Source organism: Streptomyces sp. NBC_01439 (genome assembly GCF_036227605.1).
Taxonomy (GTDB): domain Bacteria; phylum Actinomycetota; class Actinomycetes; order Streptomycetales; family Streptomycetaceae; genus Streptomyces.
Map to the genome: position 1 here is coordinate 6,489,349 of NZ_CP109487.1, position 17,121 is coordinate 6,506,469.

Genomic DNA, 17,121 nt, shown 5'->3' on the forward strand with positions numbered 1-17,121 from the left:
CTCTCTTGGCCGCCGGTTCGGGGCGTGGGATCGTCGGAGGATGGGCGAGCTCGCGTGGGGTGGGTTGGTCGTGGCCGCGGTCGCCGTGGCACTGGCGCTGATGGAGCGGTCCCTGGGGGCAGGCTTCGAGCGCAAGCGGAACGAGGAGCGGATGCGGCTGCTCGCGCACCTCGCCGGTCCGGGCGCAGTCGAGGGCGAAGTCGAAGTCGAAGTCGAGGTCGACAGGCCGTCCGTCGTCGTGGCCGGCAGGGGGAAGTTCCAGGACGTCGGCGGGATCCAGATCCAGCATCCCGCGGCACAGCTCGGCGACCGGCGGGACGACTTCACCCCGCTCCTCGTGGAGTACTACGCCTACGGACTGACCCAGGCGCGGAGCAGCTTCGCGACCAGCCAGCGGTTCGCCGGAGTCGGAGCGGCGATCCTGCTCTTCGGAATCGGACTGGCCGTCTGGAAGGCCGAGGGCGGCGGGGAGCTCTACCTGGGGATCGTCACGAGCTCGGCAGGACTGGTCACCACACTGATCGGACAGCTCTTCCACCGACGGGCAGACATCGCGCTCAAGCACATGGCCGAGCAGACCGCCTCGCTGCGCGACGACCGGCGGGCCGCCGAGACGACCCAGCAGGCCATCGAACTGCTCGACACGGTCGAGGACCCGGGGCTCAGGGCCCGCCTCCAAGCCGGTTTGATCATGAAGCTTTCCGGGGCCGAGCTGCCCCGGTAGCGGGATAGTGGAGGTATGTGCCGTTCTATTAAGACCCTGCGCCCGCCCGCCATCCCCGAGAAGGCGACCGAGGACGAGATCCGCGCCGCCGCCCTGCAATACGTACGGAAAGTGTCCGGTTTCCGGGCGCCCGCCGCGCACAACCGCGAGGTGTTCGAGGCGGCCGTGGACGCCGTCGCCGAGGCCACCGCGGCGCTGCTCGACGGGGTGCACGTACGGGGGCAGGCCGCCCCGGCGTGACCCGGACCCCGTCGGCGCCTACGAGGCTGCCGCGCGGCGACGCATCACCCACACTCCGGCGCCCAGCGCGCCCGCGGTGAGGGCGCTGCCCACGGCGATCTGACCGGGGCTCATCGAACCGATGCTGCCGCCCGTCCCGCCGCGAGCCGCACCTGAGCTGACCTGTAGGGACAGGGTGACGCGCTCGCCGCCGGGGCCGCCGCACTCGAAGACGACGCGGTGCGCGCCCGAGCTCGCGTTGTTGAAGACGGTGGCGCTCCCGATGAGGCTGGCGGCCGTCTGGCTGCCCGGGGTCAGCCGGGCCTCGCCGAAGGCGGTCGACGTGACCCTGGCGACCTGCGTTCCGCAGCCCGAGACGTTCAGCGCGACCCGGCCGCCCGGGGCGACGGCGGTGGGGGAGACGGTGGCGGAGGGGGCCGCGTACGCGAGGGTGGCGGGAGCGGCGGCAGCGGCGATGAGGGCCGCGGCCGCGACGGTCATCAGGCGGCGGGCCGTGGCGGGCGCCGCGGCGGGCGCCATGACGGGCCGTTCGGCGGGCGGTCCGGCGGGCGGTTTGGCAGACGACTTGGCAGACGACTTGGCGGGCATGGAGAGGACTCCTCGGCTCGTCGAAACGGCGCGGCCAGGCCACTGATGTGACACGGATTCGGTTGCGCACCGTGCTGTGGACGCTAGGAGCCCAGCCCTGGGGCGGCGATCGGGGTCGGGTGAACGGGTGAGCCGACTGCTCCGCCCGGGGGAGCCGAGCCGTGTCGGCCGGCCTACGCCGTCGCCGCGGCCGCCTCCGGGCGCCGTACCAGGAAGGCCGCCAGGGCACCCGCGGCGAAGAGGGCGACGACGGACAGGGCGGTGCCGAGCCACTGGGTGCCCAGCCACTGCGTACCGAAGTAGCCGAGGGCCACGCTGTATCCGGCCCAGGCCATGCCCGCCAGGACCGACCAGGGCAGGAACTCCGCCACCTTGCGCTGGGTCTTGCCCGCACCCAAGGACACCACCGAGCGTCCCGCCGGGGCGAAGCGGGCGATGACCACCAGAGCGCCGCCACCGCGCGCCAGAGCCGTGCCGAGGCGCTCGTGGGCCCGGGTCAGCCGGCGGGAGCGGGCGATGGCCCGGTCCAGCCGGGCTCCGCCGCGTCGGCCCAGCCGGTACGCGGCCATGTCGCCCAGCACCGAGGCGGTCGTGGCGATCACGAGCAGGAGCAGGATGTCCGGCACCTGCGCGGGTACCGGCACCGGGCCAGCAGCCCCGGCGGCTGCCGCAGCCGCCGCCGCGGTGATCACCAGAACCCCGCTCGGGAGCACCGGGAGGAAGACGTCGAGCACGATGGAGACCGCCACGAGGGCGTAGATCCATGGGCTCGCGGTCAGCGATCCCAGCGTCTCAAACAAAACGGGACTCCCCAGTCCGGTTGACGTGCTGCGACACCAAGCGCCGCGACGTCGCGGGGAGCGGCAGGAGCGGCCTGACAGCGAGACAGCGTACGCCCGACGTTCGCCCCCCGGATCCCCGGGGCGCCTGCCCGGTACGCCTTCCCGGTACGCCTGCCGAGAAGGGATGCCGGGAATGGATGCCTCCCGGGGCGCCTGCCGGTACGCCTGCCGGGTACGCCCGCCAAGGACGACCCCCGCACCACCACCACGCCAAGTCCACCGCCCCGCACCGCCAGGGCCCGCCCCGTCCCTTACTCCGCCGCCGTGAGATCCCGGTCCAGCACCGTCACCAGCACGGCCCCCTCGCGCTTCTTGCGCGCCTGGTCCAGCCGCAGCCGAGCGGTCCGCCCCGACAGAGCCAGCGTCATCAGCTGATTCCCAAACCAGGGCCCACCCGTACGCCGCCAGTTCAGCGGCGGTCGCCCCGTCCGCCCGTGCAGGGAGAAGCCGCGCCCCAGCCACCGCCCCATCCGGGACCAGCCCAGCCGAAAACCCCACTTCACCGCGGTATGGATGGAATTGTGAACCGGTGAGCACGTCAGCTGGAACACCCGTGCCGTACTCGGTATTCGAGGCTCGGCCACATACGCGTGATGCACGTCCCCGGACAGCACGCACACCGTCGCCGGCGCCCGCGGCCCCGTCCCCACTTCCTCGATCAGATCGGTCAGGGCCGCGAACGAGGCCGGGAACGCCGCCCAGTGCTCCAGATCGCTGCGCCGGCGCAGATCCTCCCCGATCCGCGCCCACCGCGGCCCCCGCTCCCCGCGGCACAGCGCAGCATTCCACGTCTCGGCATCGTGGATCAGCGGCGGCATCAGCCAGGGCAGCGAGGACCCGATCAACAGATGGTCGTAACCACCGTGCCCGGCCAGGGCGTTCTCCCGCAGCCACTGCTGCTCCGCCGGATCGAGCATCGCCCGCCCGTCCTCCGCCAACACCCGGGCGGCCCGGGTGTCCACCATCAGCAGCCGCGTCCGGCCGAAGTCGCGCCGGTAGCTCCAGCGCACCGTGCCCGGATCGGCGTCCGCCGCGGATGCGAAGGCCTGGAGCGCGTCCGTACCGTCGGGGGTCTTCCGTACCGCCTCGTACACCGCGTCGGCGTCCAGCTCGGCGGGGGAGAGGTTGCCCAGGTGCTGGTACACCCAGTACGACATCAGCCCGCTGAGGACGCGCTCGCGCCACCACGGCGTGGCCCGCATCTCCGCCAGCCACGCCGCGCTCGTGTTCCAGTCGTCGATGACGTCGTGGTCGTCGAATATGTGCAGGCTGGGGACCGTCGACAGTAGCCAGCGGATCTCCGGGTCGAGCCAGGACTCGTAGTAGAGCCGGGTGTACTCCTCGTAGTCCGCGACCTGGGCGCCCGGCGCCTCCCGCAGGTCCCGCCGGGCCGCGAGCCACTGCCTGGTCTCCCGGGACAGCGCGTCCGCGTACACCTGGTCGCCGAGGAGCAGCAGGACGTCCGGGCGCACCGCCTCCGGGTCGGCGGCCAGTCGCGCGGCGAGGGTGTCCAGCGCGTCCGCGCCGTGCGGCCCGTGCCGGCCGGCGGGCGGCGCGGCCTGTCGGCAGGAACCGAAGGTCACGCGCAGCCCGGGCGAGGGCCGGCCGGGGCCCGTCACGGCCGGAGCGGTGATCGTGCTCGGCGGGAAACCGCTCTCCGGCAGCGGCCACACCGGCCGGCCGTCGAGCAGCACCTCATACGCCGTGGTCGCGCCCGGGGTCAGACCGGTCACCGGTACCAGCGCGTAGTGGTGACCGGCTATCTGGAACGTACGGGCGCTGCCGCCCGCCCCGTCCGCGCACCGCACCTCGGCCGCGCACGGGCGGTCCGCCTCGACCCATATGGTGGCCGACCGGCCCGTGTCCCAGTCGACGTGGCGCAGCAGCGGCCCCAGACGCAGTCCGGCCATGCAACTCCCCCTCCTCCGTAAGCCCCTTCGATCACGGTACGACGGGTAGGGGGAGCCACGCCTCCCCCTGGCGGGGGAAAGATCGGCCGGCTCGGTCAGCAGCCGTTCAGGATGTTGACCAGGGCCGTCTTCTCACCGGAGTCCATGCTCAGACCGTAGTACTGCTTCACGTTGACCCACATCCGCGCGTACGTACAGCGGTAGGACGTCTGCGAGGGCAGCCACTTGCCGGGGTCGAGGTCGCCCTTGGCCTGGTTGACGTTGTCGGTGACCGCGATGAGCTGCGGGCGGGTGAGGTCGTTGGCGAACTGCTGGCGCTTGCTGGTGGTCCAGGAATTGGCACCGGAACGCCAGGCCTCGGCGAGCGGGACGACATGGTCGATGTCGAGGTCGGCGGCCGCGGTCCAGGTGGCGCCGTCGTACGCCGAGTACCAGCTTCCGCTCACGGCGGCGCAGGAAGAGTCCTGGACGACGTTGACGCCGTCGCGCTTGAGGACGGTCTCGCGGGTGTTGCAGCTGCCGGAGACGGTGCTCCAGTGCGGGAAGAGGTCGCGGCTGTAGCCGCTGGTGGACCCCTCGGTCTTGGGCGTGACCGTCGCCAGGTAGGCGCGGGCGGCCGAGGCGCTGATGGGGGCGGGCGGGGCGGCCTGGGCGGCCGGGGCGTTGAGGAGGGAGGTCAGTGCGGCCAGGGCGGCTGCTGACGCGAGCACGCCAATTCGACGCGCGTAGATGCTGGGTATGAGTGCCATGAGGGGCTCCCTGGGTGCGGGGGGTGTGGCCGTGTGGCCCCGGCGGGGCGTGGCCATTGTGGCGGCGCCGGGTATCGCGGGGATGGGCACCAGATGACAGCCTGGCGACATGGGCACGTCACATCAAGTCGCCAACGCGCCTGATTTAAAAGGAGTTTGATATTCCGCAGGGGGGTGGAGGGGGGTTGCGAATCGTTCCTGCCCGTCCGTCGGACTCGCCCGTCCGACCGCTGCGCGCCGCCTCGCCTGCGCACCGGGCCCCGTATTGGACCGTCCAGTCGGGACCGTCCGGCCGGGACCAAAGGCCCATTCCGGTCTGTCGTGGGCTTCGCGTACTCTGTTCGGAGCAGAAGGGGAGTAGCTCTTCGCCGGACCGTCGACATACTGCTGGGTCACCCCAGCCGGCGCCCGGAGGCAGGCCGCGAGCAGCGGCAGGCCAGCGAGACCTTCGGCCGCAGTGTCCTGTTCAGCGCAGGCGCGTCTTGTACGCGCACGCGCAAGCCAGGGTGCCGCCGAGCCGAAGCGACCCCTGACACACCCCAGGTCTCTCGGTCCCGATGGCGCCCTGCCCGACCGATCGAGGTTTCACCCCCGTGTTCAGCTTCAGCATCATGGCGATCGCCTTCGGCGTCGTCTTCCTTGCCGAACTCCCCGACAAGACGGCCCTCGCCGGCCTGATGCTCGGCACGCGCTACCGTGCCTCCTACGTCTTCGCGGGCGTCGCCGCCGCCTTCGCCGTTCACGTCGCACTCGCCATCGCCGCAGGCAGCGTTCTCACGTTGCTCCCGCACCGGCTCGTCCAGGCCGTCGTCGGCATCCTCTTCCTGGCGGGCGCGGCCATGCTGCTCCTGAAGAAGGACGACGGGGACGAGGAGGTCAAGCCGCCCGCCGACCAGTCCTTCTGGAAGGTCTCCGGAGCGGGATTCATGTTGATCCTGGTGGCGGAGTTCGGTGACCTGACCCAGATCATGACCGCCAACCTCGCCGCCCGGTACGACAACCCCGTCTCGGTCGGCATCGGTGCCGTGATCGCCCTGTGGGCGGTCGCGGGCATCGGCATCTTGGGTGGTCGCACCCTGATGAAGTACGTGCCGCTGCGACTGATCACCAAGATCGCGGCTGCCGTGATGGCCGCACTGGCCGCGTTCTCGCTCTACGAGGCGATCGCGGGCTGACGCGTCGCAGGTGCGGGCCGGCGGTGGCGGATATTTCCTTGCGGGGCGGGAACGTACAGATCACGCTCGTGCGTGTGACAGACACCCCCATCCCCACCGGCCCTACCGGCCCTGCCGTCGAGCCCGCACCCCGATCCGCGTCCGCGCCGGTGTCCGCCGAGGACCGGCAGTTCGGCTGGTCCAACATGTTCGTCCGCCCCGACGAGGACACCCGGACCGACGGCGGGTTCCAGGGCGAGCGCGCCGTACTCGCCGGCTACCTGCGCGACCAGCGCCTGACGCTTGAGCTCAAGTGCGCGGGCCTCGACGCGGAGGCCCTGGCGCGGCGCTCGGTCGAACCGTCCAACCTGTCGCTCCTGGGTCTCGTGCGCCACCTCGCGGGCGTCGAGCAGTACTGGTTCCGGCAGGTCATGGCGGGCCAGGAGATACGTCGGCACTACCGCACGGAGGAGGACCGCACGGGAGACTTCACTGGCGCGGTGGCCGACCCGGAGGTGGTCGCGGACGCGTGGGCGACCTGGCGTGCCGAAGTGGCCTTCGCGGAACAACTGGTCGCGGAGGCCGCCGACCTGGGCGTCACGGGTGACAGCAGACATGGCGACGAGCCGATGGAGCTCCGCGAGGTCCTGGTCCACATGATCGAGGAATACGCCCGCCACAACGGCCACGCGGACTTCCTGCGGGAACGCATCGACGGGCGAGTGGGGCAGTAGGGCGAGGCGGGGCGGGCGGGGGCTTCGGGGTGGGCAGGGGCCGGGTGGGCGGGGTCGGGAAGTACGGCGGTGGTTCCGGGTGGCCTCCGCCCCCCGGAACCACCGCCGTACTTGCCGACCCCCGAAGCCCTCGCCCCAGGTTCCGACCCCGCTCGCTCGCCCGCCCGACAGGGCTTCGTAGGCCCGGTGGCGTCCTGTGGTTCGGGTGTCAGGCCGTCGGGTGGAGCGTGATGGTGATCGAGCCGTCCGGGGTGGTCGTGACGTGGAGCGCCGTCAGGTCCGGGACGTGGGCCGTCGGGGCGTGGACGGCTGCCCGGGGTCCCACGCCGATCACGCGCATGCCTGCCGCCCGGCCCGCGGTGATGCCCGCGCCCGAGTCCTCGAAGACGATGCAGTCGGCCGGATCCACGCCCAGCGCGGCGGCGCCCATGAGGAAGCCCTCGGGGTCGGGCTTGCTGGCCCGGACGGACTCGGCCGTGACCCGTACCTCGGGCATCGGCAGGGCGGCGGCGGTCATTCGTGCCGTGGCCAGGGCGGTGTCGGCGGAGGTGACCAGAGCGTGCGGCAGCCCGTCGATCGCGGCCATGAATTCCGGGGCGCCAGCGACCGGGACCACTCCGTCGGTGTCGGCCGTTTCGCGGGCCAGCATCACGGCGTTCTCGGCGTGGTTGACCTCCATGGGGCGGTCCGGCAGGAGTACGGCCATGGTGGCGTAGCCCTGGCGTCCGTGGACCACCTTCATGGCCTCCTGCGGGTCCAGCCCGTGGGAGACCGCCCATTCGTGCCAGCAGCGCTCGACCACCGCGTCGGAGTTGACGATCGTGCCGTCCATGTCCAGGAGCAGGGCCTTGGCGGTGAGGGCGACGGGTGCGGTGGTGGTGCTGGCCGGCATCGGGGGCACTCCAGACGGGGCGGGAAAGAGAACAAGTGGTTCCGTCCACCGGTCAGGGTGAGAGGACGGAACCACTTTGTTCCTTTACGATACAAAACAAAGGGCGGTCCTCGCCACCAGCGGACATGTGACGCTCATCCCTCCAGAGCCTTGCGGGTGACCGGCCCGTAGAAGCCCCACTCCTGATCGTCGATGCCCCTCTCGTACTGGAACTCCGACACGGCGTCCTCCACCCGCCAGTCGAACCGGCCGTTGATCCGGCCCCGGTACAGGCCCTGCGCCGCCAGCAGCCGCTGGAGCTTCTCCACCTCCGAACCCGAATCCCCGTGCCGCAGCGTCGGGGCCTGCTTGGGCGGCGGACTGGAGGAGCGGATGGCACTCGGAGACGGGCTGGGGGACGGGGACGCCGATGTGCGGGAGGCGCTCGGCGACGGGGACGGAGACGGCGACGCCGACTTCGAGGCGCTCGGTGAGGGGGAGGCCGAGGGAGAGGGGCTGCCCTTGCTCGGGGACGGGCTCGTGGAGGGGGGCGCAGCCGGGGCGGCGCTCGTCACGGGCACCGAGGCCTTCGCGTCCAGCAGCACGGCCTCGTTCTCGGCGGAACTCGGGAGCGCCCACACCGCCACGGCCGTCCCGCTGAGGGCGACCGCCGCCGCGGCGCCGATCAGCAGGGCGAGTGGCTTGCGGGAGGTCGGGCCGGTTCGCTTCTCCGGGCCCCCGCCCCCGCCCCCTCCCCTTTCGTTGCCGTACGTGTGGCCCGCTGCCGGGATCGTCCGGAGCTGGATAGTCTCGTCCGGGTGCGGGGCGGGTGCAGGTCCGGCAGGCCCCGCGGGCCACGGCCCGTCCTGTGGTGGTACGGGTATCCCGGGTATCCCGTACGCCGGGGTGTCGTCAGGCGCAGGCGCGGGCGCAGGTGCCTGCGGCTCCGGGGCCACCACCCCTGACACCGGCTGCGGGGACACCGGGGCGTCCGGTTCGACAGGGTCGGGCAACGTTACGTACGGGCGGATGCGCAAGGGGTTGAAACCCACACCCGATCCGCATCCGCAGCCGGCCCCGGCGGCACCGCATTCCGAACAGTGCTGACGGCTCACTGGACTCCCTCCCTGGTTATTGCCTGCGATTATGCAGACCCGCAGGGGACCTCCCAACCGTCCGAGAGGCCATAACCGGACACACCGCTCAGGATGGAGATGTCGATCCGGCCTGAGGAGGTATCGATGGCTCAGGATGTGAGCGCGCAGGGCCCGGGCCCAGTTTTCGACCCGGAGAAGACCGGCCCCGCCGCCGAGCACGCCTCCCGCGACGTCCTCGTCTCCATCGGAGCCCTGCTGCTGGGCCTGCTGATCGCCGCCCTCGACCAGACCATCGTCTCCACCGCCCTGCCGACCATCGTCAGCGACCTCGGCGGCATGGCGCACCTGTCCTGGGTCGTCACCGCCTACATGCTCGCCTCCACCGCCGCCACCCCCCTGTGGGGCAAGCTCGGTGACCAGTACGGACGCAAGAAGCTCTTCCAGTACGCCATCGTCCTCTTCCTCATCGGGTCGGCGCTGTGCGGGATCGCTCAGGACATGCCCCAGCTCATCGGCTTCCGCGCCCTGCAGGGGCTGGGTGGCGGCGGACTGATCGTGCTGTCGATGGCGATCGTCGGCGACATCGTCCCGCCGCGCGAACGCGGCAAGTACCAGGGCCTCTTCGGCGGGGTATTCGGTGCGACCAGCGTGCTGGGCCCGCTGCTGGGCGGCCTGTTCGTGGACAACCTGTCGTGGCGCTGGGTCTTCTACATCAACCTCCCGATCGGTCTCGTCGCGCTCGTCGTCATTGCCGCCGTCCTACACATTCCGGCGCGCTCCTCGCAGCACACCATCGACTACCTCGGTACCTTCCTCATCGCCTGCGTCGCCACCTGTCTCGTGCTCGTCGCCTCCCTCGGCGGAACCTGGGGCTGGGGCTCGGCCCGGATCATCGGCGTCGCCGTCCTCGGCGCCGTACTGCTCGTCGGCTTCCTCCTCGTGGAGCGCAAAGCCGCCGAACCCGTCCTGCCGCTGGGTCTGTTCCACATCCGCACCTTCACCCTCTGCTCGGCGATCAGCTTCGTCGTCGGCTTCGCGATGTTCGGCGCGATGGTCTACCTGCCGACCTTCCTCCAGATCGTCCAGGGCGTCTCACCGACCATGTCCGGCGTCCACATGCTGCCGATGGTGATCGGCATGCTGCTCACGTCCACCGTCTCCGGCCAGATCGTCAGCCGTACCGGGCGCTGGAAGGTCTTCCCGATCGCGGGCACGGCGGTGACCGCGCTCGGTCTGCTCCTCCTGCACCAGTTGCACCGCACCAGCTCCACCTGGGAGATGAGCGTCTACTTCTTCGTCTTCGGCGCCGGACTGGGCCTGGTCATGCAGGTGCTCGTCCTGGTGGTGCAGAACGCGGTCAGCTACGCCGACCTCGGAGTCGCCACCTCCGGTGCCACCTTCTTCCGCTCCATCGGCGCCTCCTTCGGCGTCGCCATCTTCGGCACGGTCTTCACCAACCAGCTCGACGACAAGCTGGCAGCCTCCCTCGCGGGCGTCACGCTGCCGGCCGGTGCGAGCATCGCGCAGCTGGAGGCAGACCCGCGGGCCATCGGCGCACTGCCCGCCGAGCTCCAACCGCAGGTGCTCGACGCTTACGCGACCGCCATCACCGACGTGTTCCTCTACGCGGTGCCGATCGTCCTGATCGCCTTCGTGATCGCCTGGTTCCTGAAGGAGGACAAGCTCCGCGGTTCGGTCACCGCCCCCGATGTGACGGAGACCCTGGCCTCCAACCCGGTCCAGCGGTCCTCCCACGACGAGGTCGCCCGCGCCCTGTCGGTCCTCGGCACCCGTGAGGGCCGCCGCCACGTCTACGAGAAGATCACCGAGAAGGCGGGCTACGACCTGCTGCCCGCTTCCAGCTGGCTGCTGCTGCGGATCAAGAGGTACGGCTCCGCGGAGCCCGCACTGCTCGCGGAGCGGGTCAACGTGCCGCTGAAGGTCGTCACGGACGCCGCACGCCAGATCGAGGAGCGCGGACTCGCCGTCCGGAACGGGCTGCCGCTGGTCCTGACCGACGAGGGGCGTGCGTGCGCCGCGAAGCTCGCCGAGGCCCGGCAGGAGTCCCTCGCCGAGCTGCTCGGCGACTGGTGGGGCCCGGACCGTCCGACGGACCTGGTGAAGCTGGTGCGGCAGATCAACACGGAGCTGTGCGGTTCCGACGCCGAGGAGCCCTACGACGCCTTGCCGCGCCGGGACCACGCCGCCCACTAGCGGCGGCCGCGGCGGACGCGGCCGTGCGCGGTGCGGTCGCCGGGACGCGGGCTCAGACCAGGCGCTTCTCGAACCAGTGGTCTGCGTACGGGCCGGAGTTGTAGGCCGGTATTTCCGCATACCCGTGTCGCGCGTACAACGCCCGGGCCTCCACGAGGTCCGACCGGGTGTCCAGCCGGACCCGTTCGGCGCCGAGCGCACGGCCCTCCGCTTCCAGGACCTTCAGCAGCGCCGCCCCGCCGCCGGTTCCGCGGGCGCGCCGGTCGACGTACACCCTGGTGAGCTCGGCGGTCCGGGGGTCGATCAGTCGGATCCCGCCGCACGCCAGGGGCTCGCGGTCCAGTCTGCCGACGACGAACCGTCCCGTCGGTGGGGTCAGCTCGTCGTCCGGGAAGTCCAGCAGCCCTTGATCGATCTCGGTCTCGGTGACCTGCCGCTTCCAGTAACGGCCGGCGACCTCGGCGTAGTACGCGCGGCGCAGGGCGGTGGCGTCCCGGGTGGTGAACGGTTCCGGGGTCACGGTCCACGACAGGGCGGGTGTGGGGTGTTCGCTGAGAGTGGTCATGGCGTCATTGTGGAGTTCGCGGCGGATCTCCCGCGTGGAATATCCACAAGGCCGGGCCGATGATAGGAAAAAGGACATTCCCTGCGTACCCGGAGGGTGGGAACGCCATGTCAGAGCATCCCGACTGTGCCCTGGTCCGCCGTGGCTACGAGGCTTTCGGCAGAGGCGACATGGAGACGATGAGCACGTTGTTCACGGCCGACGTCATCCACCACGTGCCGGGCAGCAACCCGTTGTCCGGGCACCACAAGGGGCGGGAGAACGTCCTGGACTTCTACCGCCGCCTCGGCGAGGAGACGAAGGGCACCTTCCAGGTGGATCTGGAATCGGTGCTGGCGGACGGGCGGGGGCACGTGATGAGCTTCCACACGGCCCGCGCCGACCGCGGTGACCGCGGCATCGAGATCCGCCAGGGGCTCTTCTTCACGATCATCGGGAACAAGATCACCGATGTCGACCAGTGCACCGCGGACATCGACGAGGAAGACGTCTTCTGGGGCTGAGGTTCTGGCGCTGGCCCGTCTCTCCGGCTGACCGTCCGCCGCGTCGCGGGCCCCGACCCGGGCCCGCGACGCGCACCGCATCAGGCCTGCTTCGGCGCCGCCTGCTGCACGACCTCGAACGACCACACCGTCGAGGCGGAAGCCGCGGGCTTCGGCCGCTCGCCGCCGCCCTGACCGCCGCCCTGACCGCCGCCCTGGTGGGCGGCCTTCATCGGGCCCTCCATCCACGCCTGGAAATCCTGCTCCGAACGCCAACGCGTGTAGACGAGGTACTGGTCCGTGCCTTCCACCGGGCGCAGCAGCTCGAACCACTCGAACCCGTCCGAGTTCTCCACCAACCCGGCCCGGGAGGCGAAGCGCTGCTCCAGGATCTCCCGCTGCTCGGCAGGGACCGTCAGTACGTTGATCTTTACGACGCTAGGCACAGGACACCTCTCATGAAACACCGGCCGGGCCGTGCGCCCGGCCTCGATGACATGCGTGCAGTTTCCTACACCTGCCCGGCCGGCAGGCGTCGGTGATCCGGCCCGGCTCGTAACGGACCCCGCCGCAGGACCGTAGACGCAGGGACCGCACCGTGGTGCGGTCCCTGCGCCGAAGCCGGCCACCGTGCCGGCCACCGTGCCGGCCACCGTGCCGGTCCGGAAGCGCGTCGCGCGTCTCAGGTCTGGGGCGGCTTGCCCTCCCCGGACATGGGCGGCTCCTTGCCGATCTGTTCGTTGAGCTTCTGCTGCGCCGTGTCGACCTGGCTCTGGTACTTGTTCCCGGTCTTCGCGTCGAAGGCGTCTCCGGCCTTCTCGACGCCTTGGCGGGCCTGGTCAGGGTGTCCCTTGATGAGGTCCTTGAGCTTGTCGAGCATGGACATGGGCCGTCTTCTCCACGGAATGCCTGTCCACCTCAGCTTCGCCACGAAGTCCGGTGTCCGCACCTGGAGAGCCCGCAGCTCCCCGGTCCGGCCGGTCGGGGAGAGGGCTTCGCAGGTCGGCAGGCGTGTCGGTCTTCGCGATGCCCACGAGGGCCCTCCAACACATCCCGCGGGGGATATCGTCGTGCGGGTAATGGAGCGCGGCAGCCAGGCGAAGTCAGGGTTGCGGTCAACAGGGCGGGAGGCCGGCGAGGCGTGGCTAACGCGGCGGAGCACAGCGGTGCGAACGGACATGCCGGAGTCATAGGCGGTCACGGCAGGCTCGGGGCGGCTCGCCTCCTCCTGTGGGCGCTGGCCGGCGCGCTCGCCGTCAGACAGGCCGTCGCCGTGCTGCGGGTGCCACCGGGCGAGTGGCTGAGCGGCTTCCACCTCTCCGGCAGTCTGCCCGGATCGGTCTACGACACCGGCCAGTTCTCCGACACCCCCTTCGCCGGATTGGTCCTCAAGCCGCTGGTCGGCCTCGCCGCCGCCCCGTCGCTGGAGGTCACCTGGACCCTCGTGACGCTGTTGTGCGTCGCCGCCATCGGGCTCGTCGCCGCCCGTGGCCTGCCCGACCCGGTGCCGCGGCGCAGCGCTCTGCTCGCCGCGCCCGTGCTCACGGCCCTGATGATGGTCTCGCTCCCCGTCCGCGAGGCCGCCTCACCCGGCCGGACCGCCGTCCTGCCCGTGCTGCTGGTGCTCGTCGCCGTGTTCCGCGTGCCCGGCGACCGGCCCGCCGGATTCCTCGTGGGCCTCGCCGCCGCGCTCCAGCCGGCGCTGCTGCTGTTCGCCCCGCTTCTGTGGTTGACCGGACGCCGCCCCACCGCGCGCGCCGCCGCCGTGACCTTCGCCGGAGCCACCGCGCTGTCCTGGGCGGCCATGCCGCGCGACTCCTGGACGTACTGGGTCCAGCACCTGGCCGGTGCCGGCCTCGGCGGAGCCCCCGACGGCCTCGCCAACCAGTCCGTGCACGGCGCGCTGCTGCGCTTCGGCCTGACCGGCCCGCTAGAGATCCTGCTGTACGCCGCCCTCGCGGCCGCCGTCGTCTGGATCGGCCTGCGCCGCGCGGTCCGCTACGCCCGCGACGGCCAACTGCTGCTTGCCGTCGCCGTCACCGGCTGCGTGGCCGTCGCCGTGTCCCCGACCGGCTGGCGCCACCAGCTGCTCTGGGTGCTCCTCGCCGTCGCCGGCAAGGTGGGCAAGCGGGCCGCCGATCGGCCGGTGTGGCCGGTGGCCGTGGTCCTCGCCATGACCCTTCCGAGCACGATGCTGCTGCCGAACCTGGCCGCGCTGGCCCCCGTACGCGACAACGTGCTGCTGCTCATCGCCGTGGCCGCGGCCTGCGCCGTACCGTTCCTCCCGCGCTCGTCGCCCTACTGGCGCGAGCCCGTCCCCACCGACTACGGGCGGCCCGCGACGGCCCGCTGGGCGCGGGTGCCGCTGATGCCGTTCTGGCGGCGCGTGCTGTCCCGCCCGAACCTGCTGCTGGAACTCCTGCTGATACGGGTGGGCTATTCGATCTACTCGCACATTCGGGCCGCCGCACCCACCAGCCGCAGCCTCGCCGAGGGCAACGGCAGCCAGATCCACGGGATCGAGCGCGCGGTGGGCATCGACATCGAACACGCCGTGAACCACGCCGTGGTGAACACGCCCTGGCTGGAGGCGTTCTTCAACTTCTACTACACCTCCTTCCACTTCGTGGTCCCGCTGACGATCCTGGGCGTCCTGTACTGGCGGCGCCCCGGCGACTACCGGTGGGCGCGGGCCTCGCTGGGGCTGGCCACGGTGCTGGCCCTCATAGGCTTCTGGCTCTACCCGCTCGCGCCGCCGCGCCTGATGCCCGGTCTCGGCTTCATCGACACCGTGCACGGGCCGCAGGACCTGGCGAACCCCTCGTACGGGGCGATGACCGCGATCTCCAACCAGTACGCGGCGATGCCCTCGCTGCACTTCGGCTGGTCGTTGTGGTGCGGGATCGTGATCGTGGTGCTGGCGCCGAAGGGCTGGCAGAAGCTGCTCGGGGCGCTGCACCCGCTGATCACGGTGGGCGCGATCGTGGCCACCGCCAACCACTGGGTACTGGACGCCGTGGGCGGAGCCGTGGTCGTGTCCGCCGGTTTCGGTCTCGTCTATGCGCTGTCCGGACCGCGGGGCCTGCACATGAACCTCCCGGCGCAGCAGGGCCGGGACGACGCGGAACGGGCGGCGCCCGCCGCGCCCGGGACGACCACCGCCGAGCCCGTCGCGGGGTCGCGTTCCTAGCGGGGTGTTTCGGGGGCGTGCCCCGGGGGGCGCCCCCCGGGGCGCTGCCGCATCAGCCACCGTTGCGCCGCCTGCGCAGCAGCGTCCGCAGCGGTCCCGGGCTCTCGTACCCCACCCGCCGGGCGACCGCCGCCAGCGGTAGGTCCGTGGTGCGCAGCAGGTGTTCGGCCTGCTCCACCCGCAGGTCCTGCACCAGCCCGACGGGCGTGCGGCCGAGGGTACGGGCGACCGCGCGCTGGAGGGTGCGCTCGCTCACGCCGAGCTCCCGGGCCGCGTCCGCGATCGGCGCCGGCTCCGCGAGTCGGGTCCGCGCCCACTGTTCGAAGGCGGCGACGAGCGGGTCGTGGCGGGCCAGGGCGCTGGGGATGGCGTACGCCGCCTGTGAGGCGCGGTCGTCGACGACGAGGTAGTGCCGGACCAGATCCGCGAGGGCGGGGCTGCGCGTGCCGACGATCGACAGGGCCAGGTCGAGATGGCCGAACGCGGCGCCGGCCGTGGTGATCCCGCCGGAGCTGACGACCATCCGGGTCTCGTCGAGCGTGACCCGGCGGTAGCGGTCTCGGAAGAAGGGGGCCAGCCACCAACTGGTCGTCGCCCGCTGTCCGTCCAGCACCCCGGCCTCGGCCAGCAGGAACGTCCCGGTGCAGGACGTGGCGAGCGGGGTGCCGCGCTCGCGGGCCCCGGCCAGGACCCGGCGGGCCGGGCGGTGCGCGGCCGACGCGACGGCCTCGACGAGGGCGTCCGGGCGGCGCTCCATCAACGCGGGCACCACCAGCAGGTCCGCGTCCTCGGCCACGGCGGTCGGTTCGGTGTCGATGCGGTGGCCGAGTCCGGTACGGACCCGGCGCCGCACGCCGACCGTACGGATGTCGAAGGCGGGCGGCGGGGCTCCGGCCACCCGGCCGCGCAGCACGTCGGCAGTGTGCAGCACGTCCAGGACGGCGGAGATGCCCGAGTCGAAGACCCCGTCGAGGGCCAGTACGGCGATTTTCACCGCTCCACGGTAACGCCGAGCGACCCCGGTGCGGCTGTCGGAATCCGTGCGGAAGCTGCCGGATCCGACACTCCCGATCCGCCCGGGCCGTGCCTAGGGTCGTTGCCATGACCACGTATGAGACCAGTGCCCTCGAGGCCGGCGCCCCGCTCCGCAGCCGCACGCACACCTGGCAGCCGCGGCCCGAGATGACCCCGCAGATCCTCGGCATGAGCGGACTGGAGATCCTCCGGGCCAGCCTCAAGGGCGAACTGCCCGGCGCGTCGATGATGAGCACCCTGGGCTTCCGGCTCACCGAGGCCGCCGAGGGAGTCGCCGTCTTCGAGGGAGACCCGGGCGACCACCTGCTCAACCCCATGGGGACGGTGCACGGCGGCTTTCTGGCGACCCTGCTCGACTCGGCGCTCGGCTCGTCCGTGATGACCCTGCTCCCGGCCGGCACCGCCTACACCACGGTGCAGCTCGGGGTGCACATGATCCGGCCGGTCATGGCGGACACCCCCACCCTGCGCTGCGAGGGCACCGCCCTGCACGTCGGGCGGACGACCGCCACCGCCGAGGCGCGGGTCATCGGGACGCATGACGGGAAGCTCTACGCCCACGCGACGACGACGTGCGCGATCTTGCGCATGGGGTGACCGTGGCCGTGTCCGGGCCTCTCAGGGCCCGGCCGGGCCGTACGAGGCCGAAGGGGCGCCGGGGCGCACATCGCCCCGGCGCCCCTTCGGCTGGATCGCCGCTGTTTGTCAGGATCACCCCGTTCGGGC

The 17,121-nt window shown here is 71.7% G+C and carries 18 protein-coding genes; 8 read left to right on the forward strand and 10 right to left on the reverse strand.

Features of this window, described 5'->3' with window-relative positions; translation table 11 throughout:
- Window positions 1–40: 40 nt before the first annotated feature.
- Together OG207_RS29390 and OG207_RS29395 are read left to right on the forward strand one after the other, a co-directional pair.
- Window positions 41–724, forward strand: coding sequence for a TRADD-N-associated membrane domain-containing protein (locus tag OG207_RS29390; RefSeq protein ID WP_329102423.1), 684 nt, complete (start codon window positions 41–43; stop codon window positions 722–724).
- 15 nt (window positions 725–739) lie between these two features.
- Window positions 740–964 (forward strand): DUF2277 domain-containing protein, encoded by a 225-nt coding sequence (locus OG207_RS29395; RefSeq protein WP_329102425.1) that lies wholly within the window; start codon window positions 740–742, stop codon window positions 962–964.
- An 18-nt stretch (window positions 965–982) separates the two neighbouring features.
- Here the strand turns inward: OG207_RS29395 and OG207_RS29400 are convergent, their stop codons facing one another.
- From OG207_RS29400 to OG207_RS29415, 4 genes are all read right to left on the reverse strand, one after another.
- Window positions 983–1,552 (reverse strand): hypothetical protein, encoded by a 570-nt coding sequence (locus tag OG207_RS29400; RefSeq protein ID WP_329102427.1) that lies wholly within the window; start codon window positions 1,550–1,552, stop codon window positions 983–985.
- Window positions 1,553–1,725: 173 nt separating this feature from the next.
- Window positions 1,726–2,352 (reverse strand): DedA family protein, encoded by a 627-nt coding sequence (locus tag OG207_RS29405; protein ID WP_329102429.1) that lies wholly within the window; start codon window positions 2,350–2,352, stop codon window positions 1,726–1,728.
- 293 nt (window positions 2,353–2,645) lie between these two features.
- Window positions 2,646–4,304, reverse strand: coding sequence for an alkaline phosphatase D family protein (locus OG207_RS29410; RefSeq protein ID WP_329102431.1), 1,659 nt, complete (start codon window positions 4,302–4,304; stop codon window positions 2,646–2,648).
- A 95-nt stretch (window positions 4,305–4,399) separates the two neighbouring features.
- A complete protein-coding gene (locus OG207_RS29415; protein ID WP_329107966.1) occupies window positions 4,400–5,044 on the reverse strand; it encodes an HNH endonuclease family protein in 645 nt (214 codons plus the stop codon).
- Window positions 5,045–5,646: 602 nt separating this feature from the next.
- On the opposite strand from OG207_RS29415, the gene OG207_RS29420 reads away from it, so the two are divergent.
- Both OG207_RS29420 and OG207_RS29425 read left to right on the forward strand, forming a co-directional pair.
- Window positions 5,647–6,228: a TMEM165/GDT1 family protein gene (locus OG207_RS29420; protein ID WP_329102433.1), complete on the forward strand. Its 582-nt coding sequence runs from the start codon at window positions 5,647–5,649 to the stop codon at window positions 6,226–6,228.
- A 185-nt stretch (window positions 6,229–6,413) separates the two neighbouring features.
- Entirely contained in the window at window positions 6,414–6,941 is a 528-nt protein-coding gene (locus OG207_RS29425; RefSeq protein ID WP_329107968.1) for a DinB family protein, read from the forward strand.
- Between the two features lie 208 nt (window positions 6,942–7,149).
- On the opposite strand, the gene OG207_RS29430 is transcribed toward OG207_RS29425, so the two are convergent.
- Window positions 7,150–7,833, reverse strand: coding sequence for an HAD-IA family hydrolase (locus OG207_RS29430; protein ID WP_329102434.1), 684 nt, complete (start codon window positions 7,831–7,833; stop codon window positions 7,150–7,152).
- Between the two features lie 134 nt (window positions 7,834–7,967).
- Window positions 7,968–8,141: a peptidoglycan-binding domain-containing protein gene (locus tag OG207_RS29435; RefSeq protein WP_329102437.1), complete on the reverse strand. Its 174-nt coding sequence runs from the start codon at window positions 8,139–8,141 to the stop codon at window positions 7,968–7,970.
- A gap of 912 nt (window positions 8,142–9,053) precedes the next feature.
- Here OG207_RS29435 and OG207_RS29440 point away from each other — a divergent pair.
- Window positions 9,054–11,123 (forward strand): MDR family MFS transporter, encoded by a 2,070-nt coding sequence (locus OG207_RS29440; protein ID WP_329102439.1) that lies wholly within the window; start codon window positions 9,054–9,056, stop codon window positions 11,121–11,123.
- Window positions 11,124–11,175: 52 nt separating this feature from the next.
- Here the strand turns inward: OG207_RS29440 and OG207_RS29445 are convergent, their stop codons facing one another.
- Window positions 11,176–11,688, reverse strand: coding sequence for a GNAT family N-acetyltransferase (locus tag OG207_RS29445; RefSeq protein WP_329102441.1), 513 nt, complete (start codon window positions 11,686–11,688; stop codon window positions 11,176–11,178).
- Window positions 11,689–11,795: 107 nt separating this feature from the next.
- Between OG207_RS29445 and OG207_RS29450 the strand changes: the two genes are divergently transcribed.
- Window positions 11,796–12,191 carry a nuclear transport factor 2 family protein gene (locus OG207_RS29450; protein WP_329102443.1) on the forward strand — a complete coding sequence of 132 codons (396 nt, stop codon included), beginning with the start codon at window positions 11,796–11,798 and terminating at the stop codon, window positions 12,189–12,191.
- An 80-nt stretch (window positions 12,192–12,271) separates the two neighbouring features.
- On the opposite strand, the gene OG207_RS29455 is transcribed toward OG207_RS29450, so the two are convergent.
- Both OG207_RS29455 and OG207_RS29460 read right to left on the reverse strand, forming a co-directional pair.
- Complete coding sequence (locus OG207_RS29455) at window positions 12,272–12,616, reverse strand: antibiotic biosynthesis monooxygenase family protein (protein ID WP_329102445.1); 345 nt, start codon at window positions 12,614–12,616, stop codon at window positions 12,272–12,274.
- Between the two features lie 236 nt (window positions 12,617–12,852).
- Complete coding sequence (locus OG207_RS29460) at window positions 12,853–13,056, reverse strand: antitoxin (protein ID WP_329102447.1); 204 nt, start codon at window positions 13,054–13,056, stop codon at window positions 12,853–12,855.
- 255 nt (window positions 13,057–13,311) lie between these two features.
- Here OG207_RS29460 and OG207_RS29465 point away from each other — a divergent pair, with 255 nt between their 5' ends.
- Window positions 13,312–15,360: a bifunctional glycosyltransferase 87/phosphatase PAP2 family protein gene (locus tag OG207_RS29465; RefSeq protein ID WP_329102449.1), complete on the forward strand. Its 2,049-nt coding sequence runs from the start codon at window positions 13,312–13,314 to the stop codon at window positions 15,358–15,360.
- Window positions 15,361–15,412: 52 nt separating this feature from the next.
- Here OG207_RS29465 and OG207_RS29470 read toward each other — a convergent pair whose 3' ends face one another.
- The gene (locus OG207_RS29470) at window positions 15,413–16,354 is read right to left on the reverse strand and encodes a GlxA family transcriptional regulator (RefSeq protein ID WP_329102450.1); all 942 of its coding nucleotides are present in this window, start codon (window positions 16,352–16,354) and stop codon (window positions 15,413–15,415) included.
- 107 nt (window positions 16,355–16,461) lie between these two features.
- On the opposite strand from OG207_RS29470, the gene OG207_RS29475 reads away from it, so the two are divergent.
- Window positions 16,462–16,992 (forward strand): PaaI family thioesterase, encoded by a 531-nt coding sequence (locus tag OG207_RS29475; protein WP_329102451.1) that lies wholly within the window; start codon window positions 16,462–16,464, stop codon window positions 16,990–16,992.
- Window positions 16,993–17,121 lie beyond the last annotated feature (129 nt).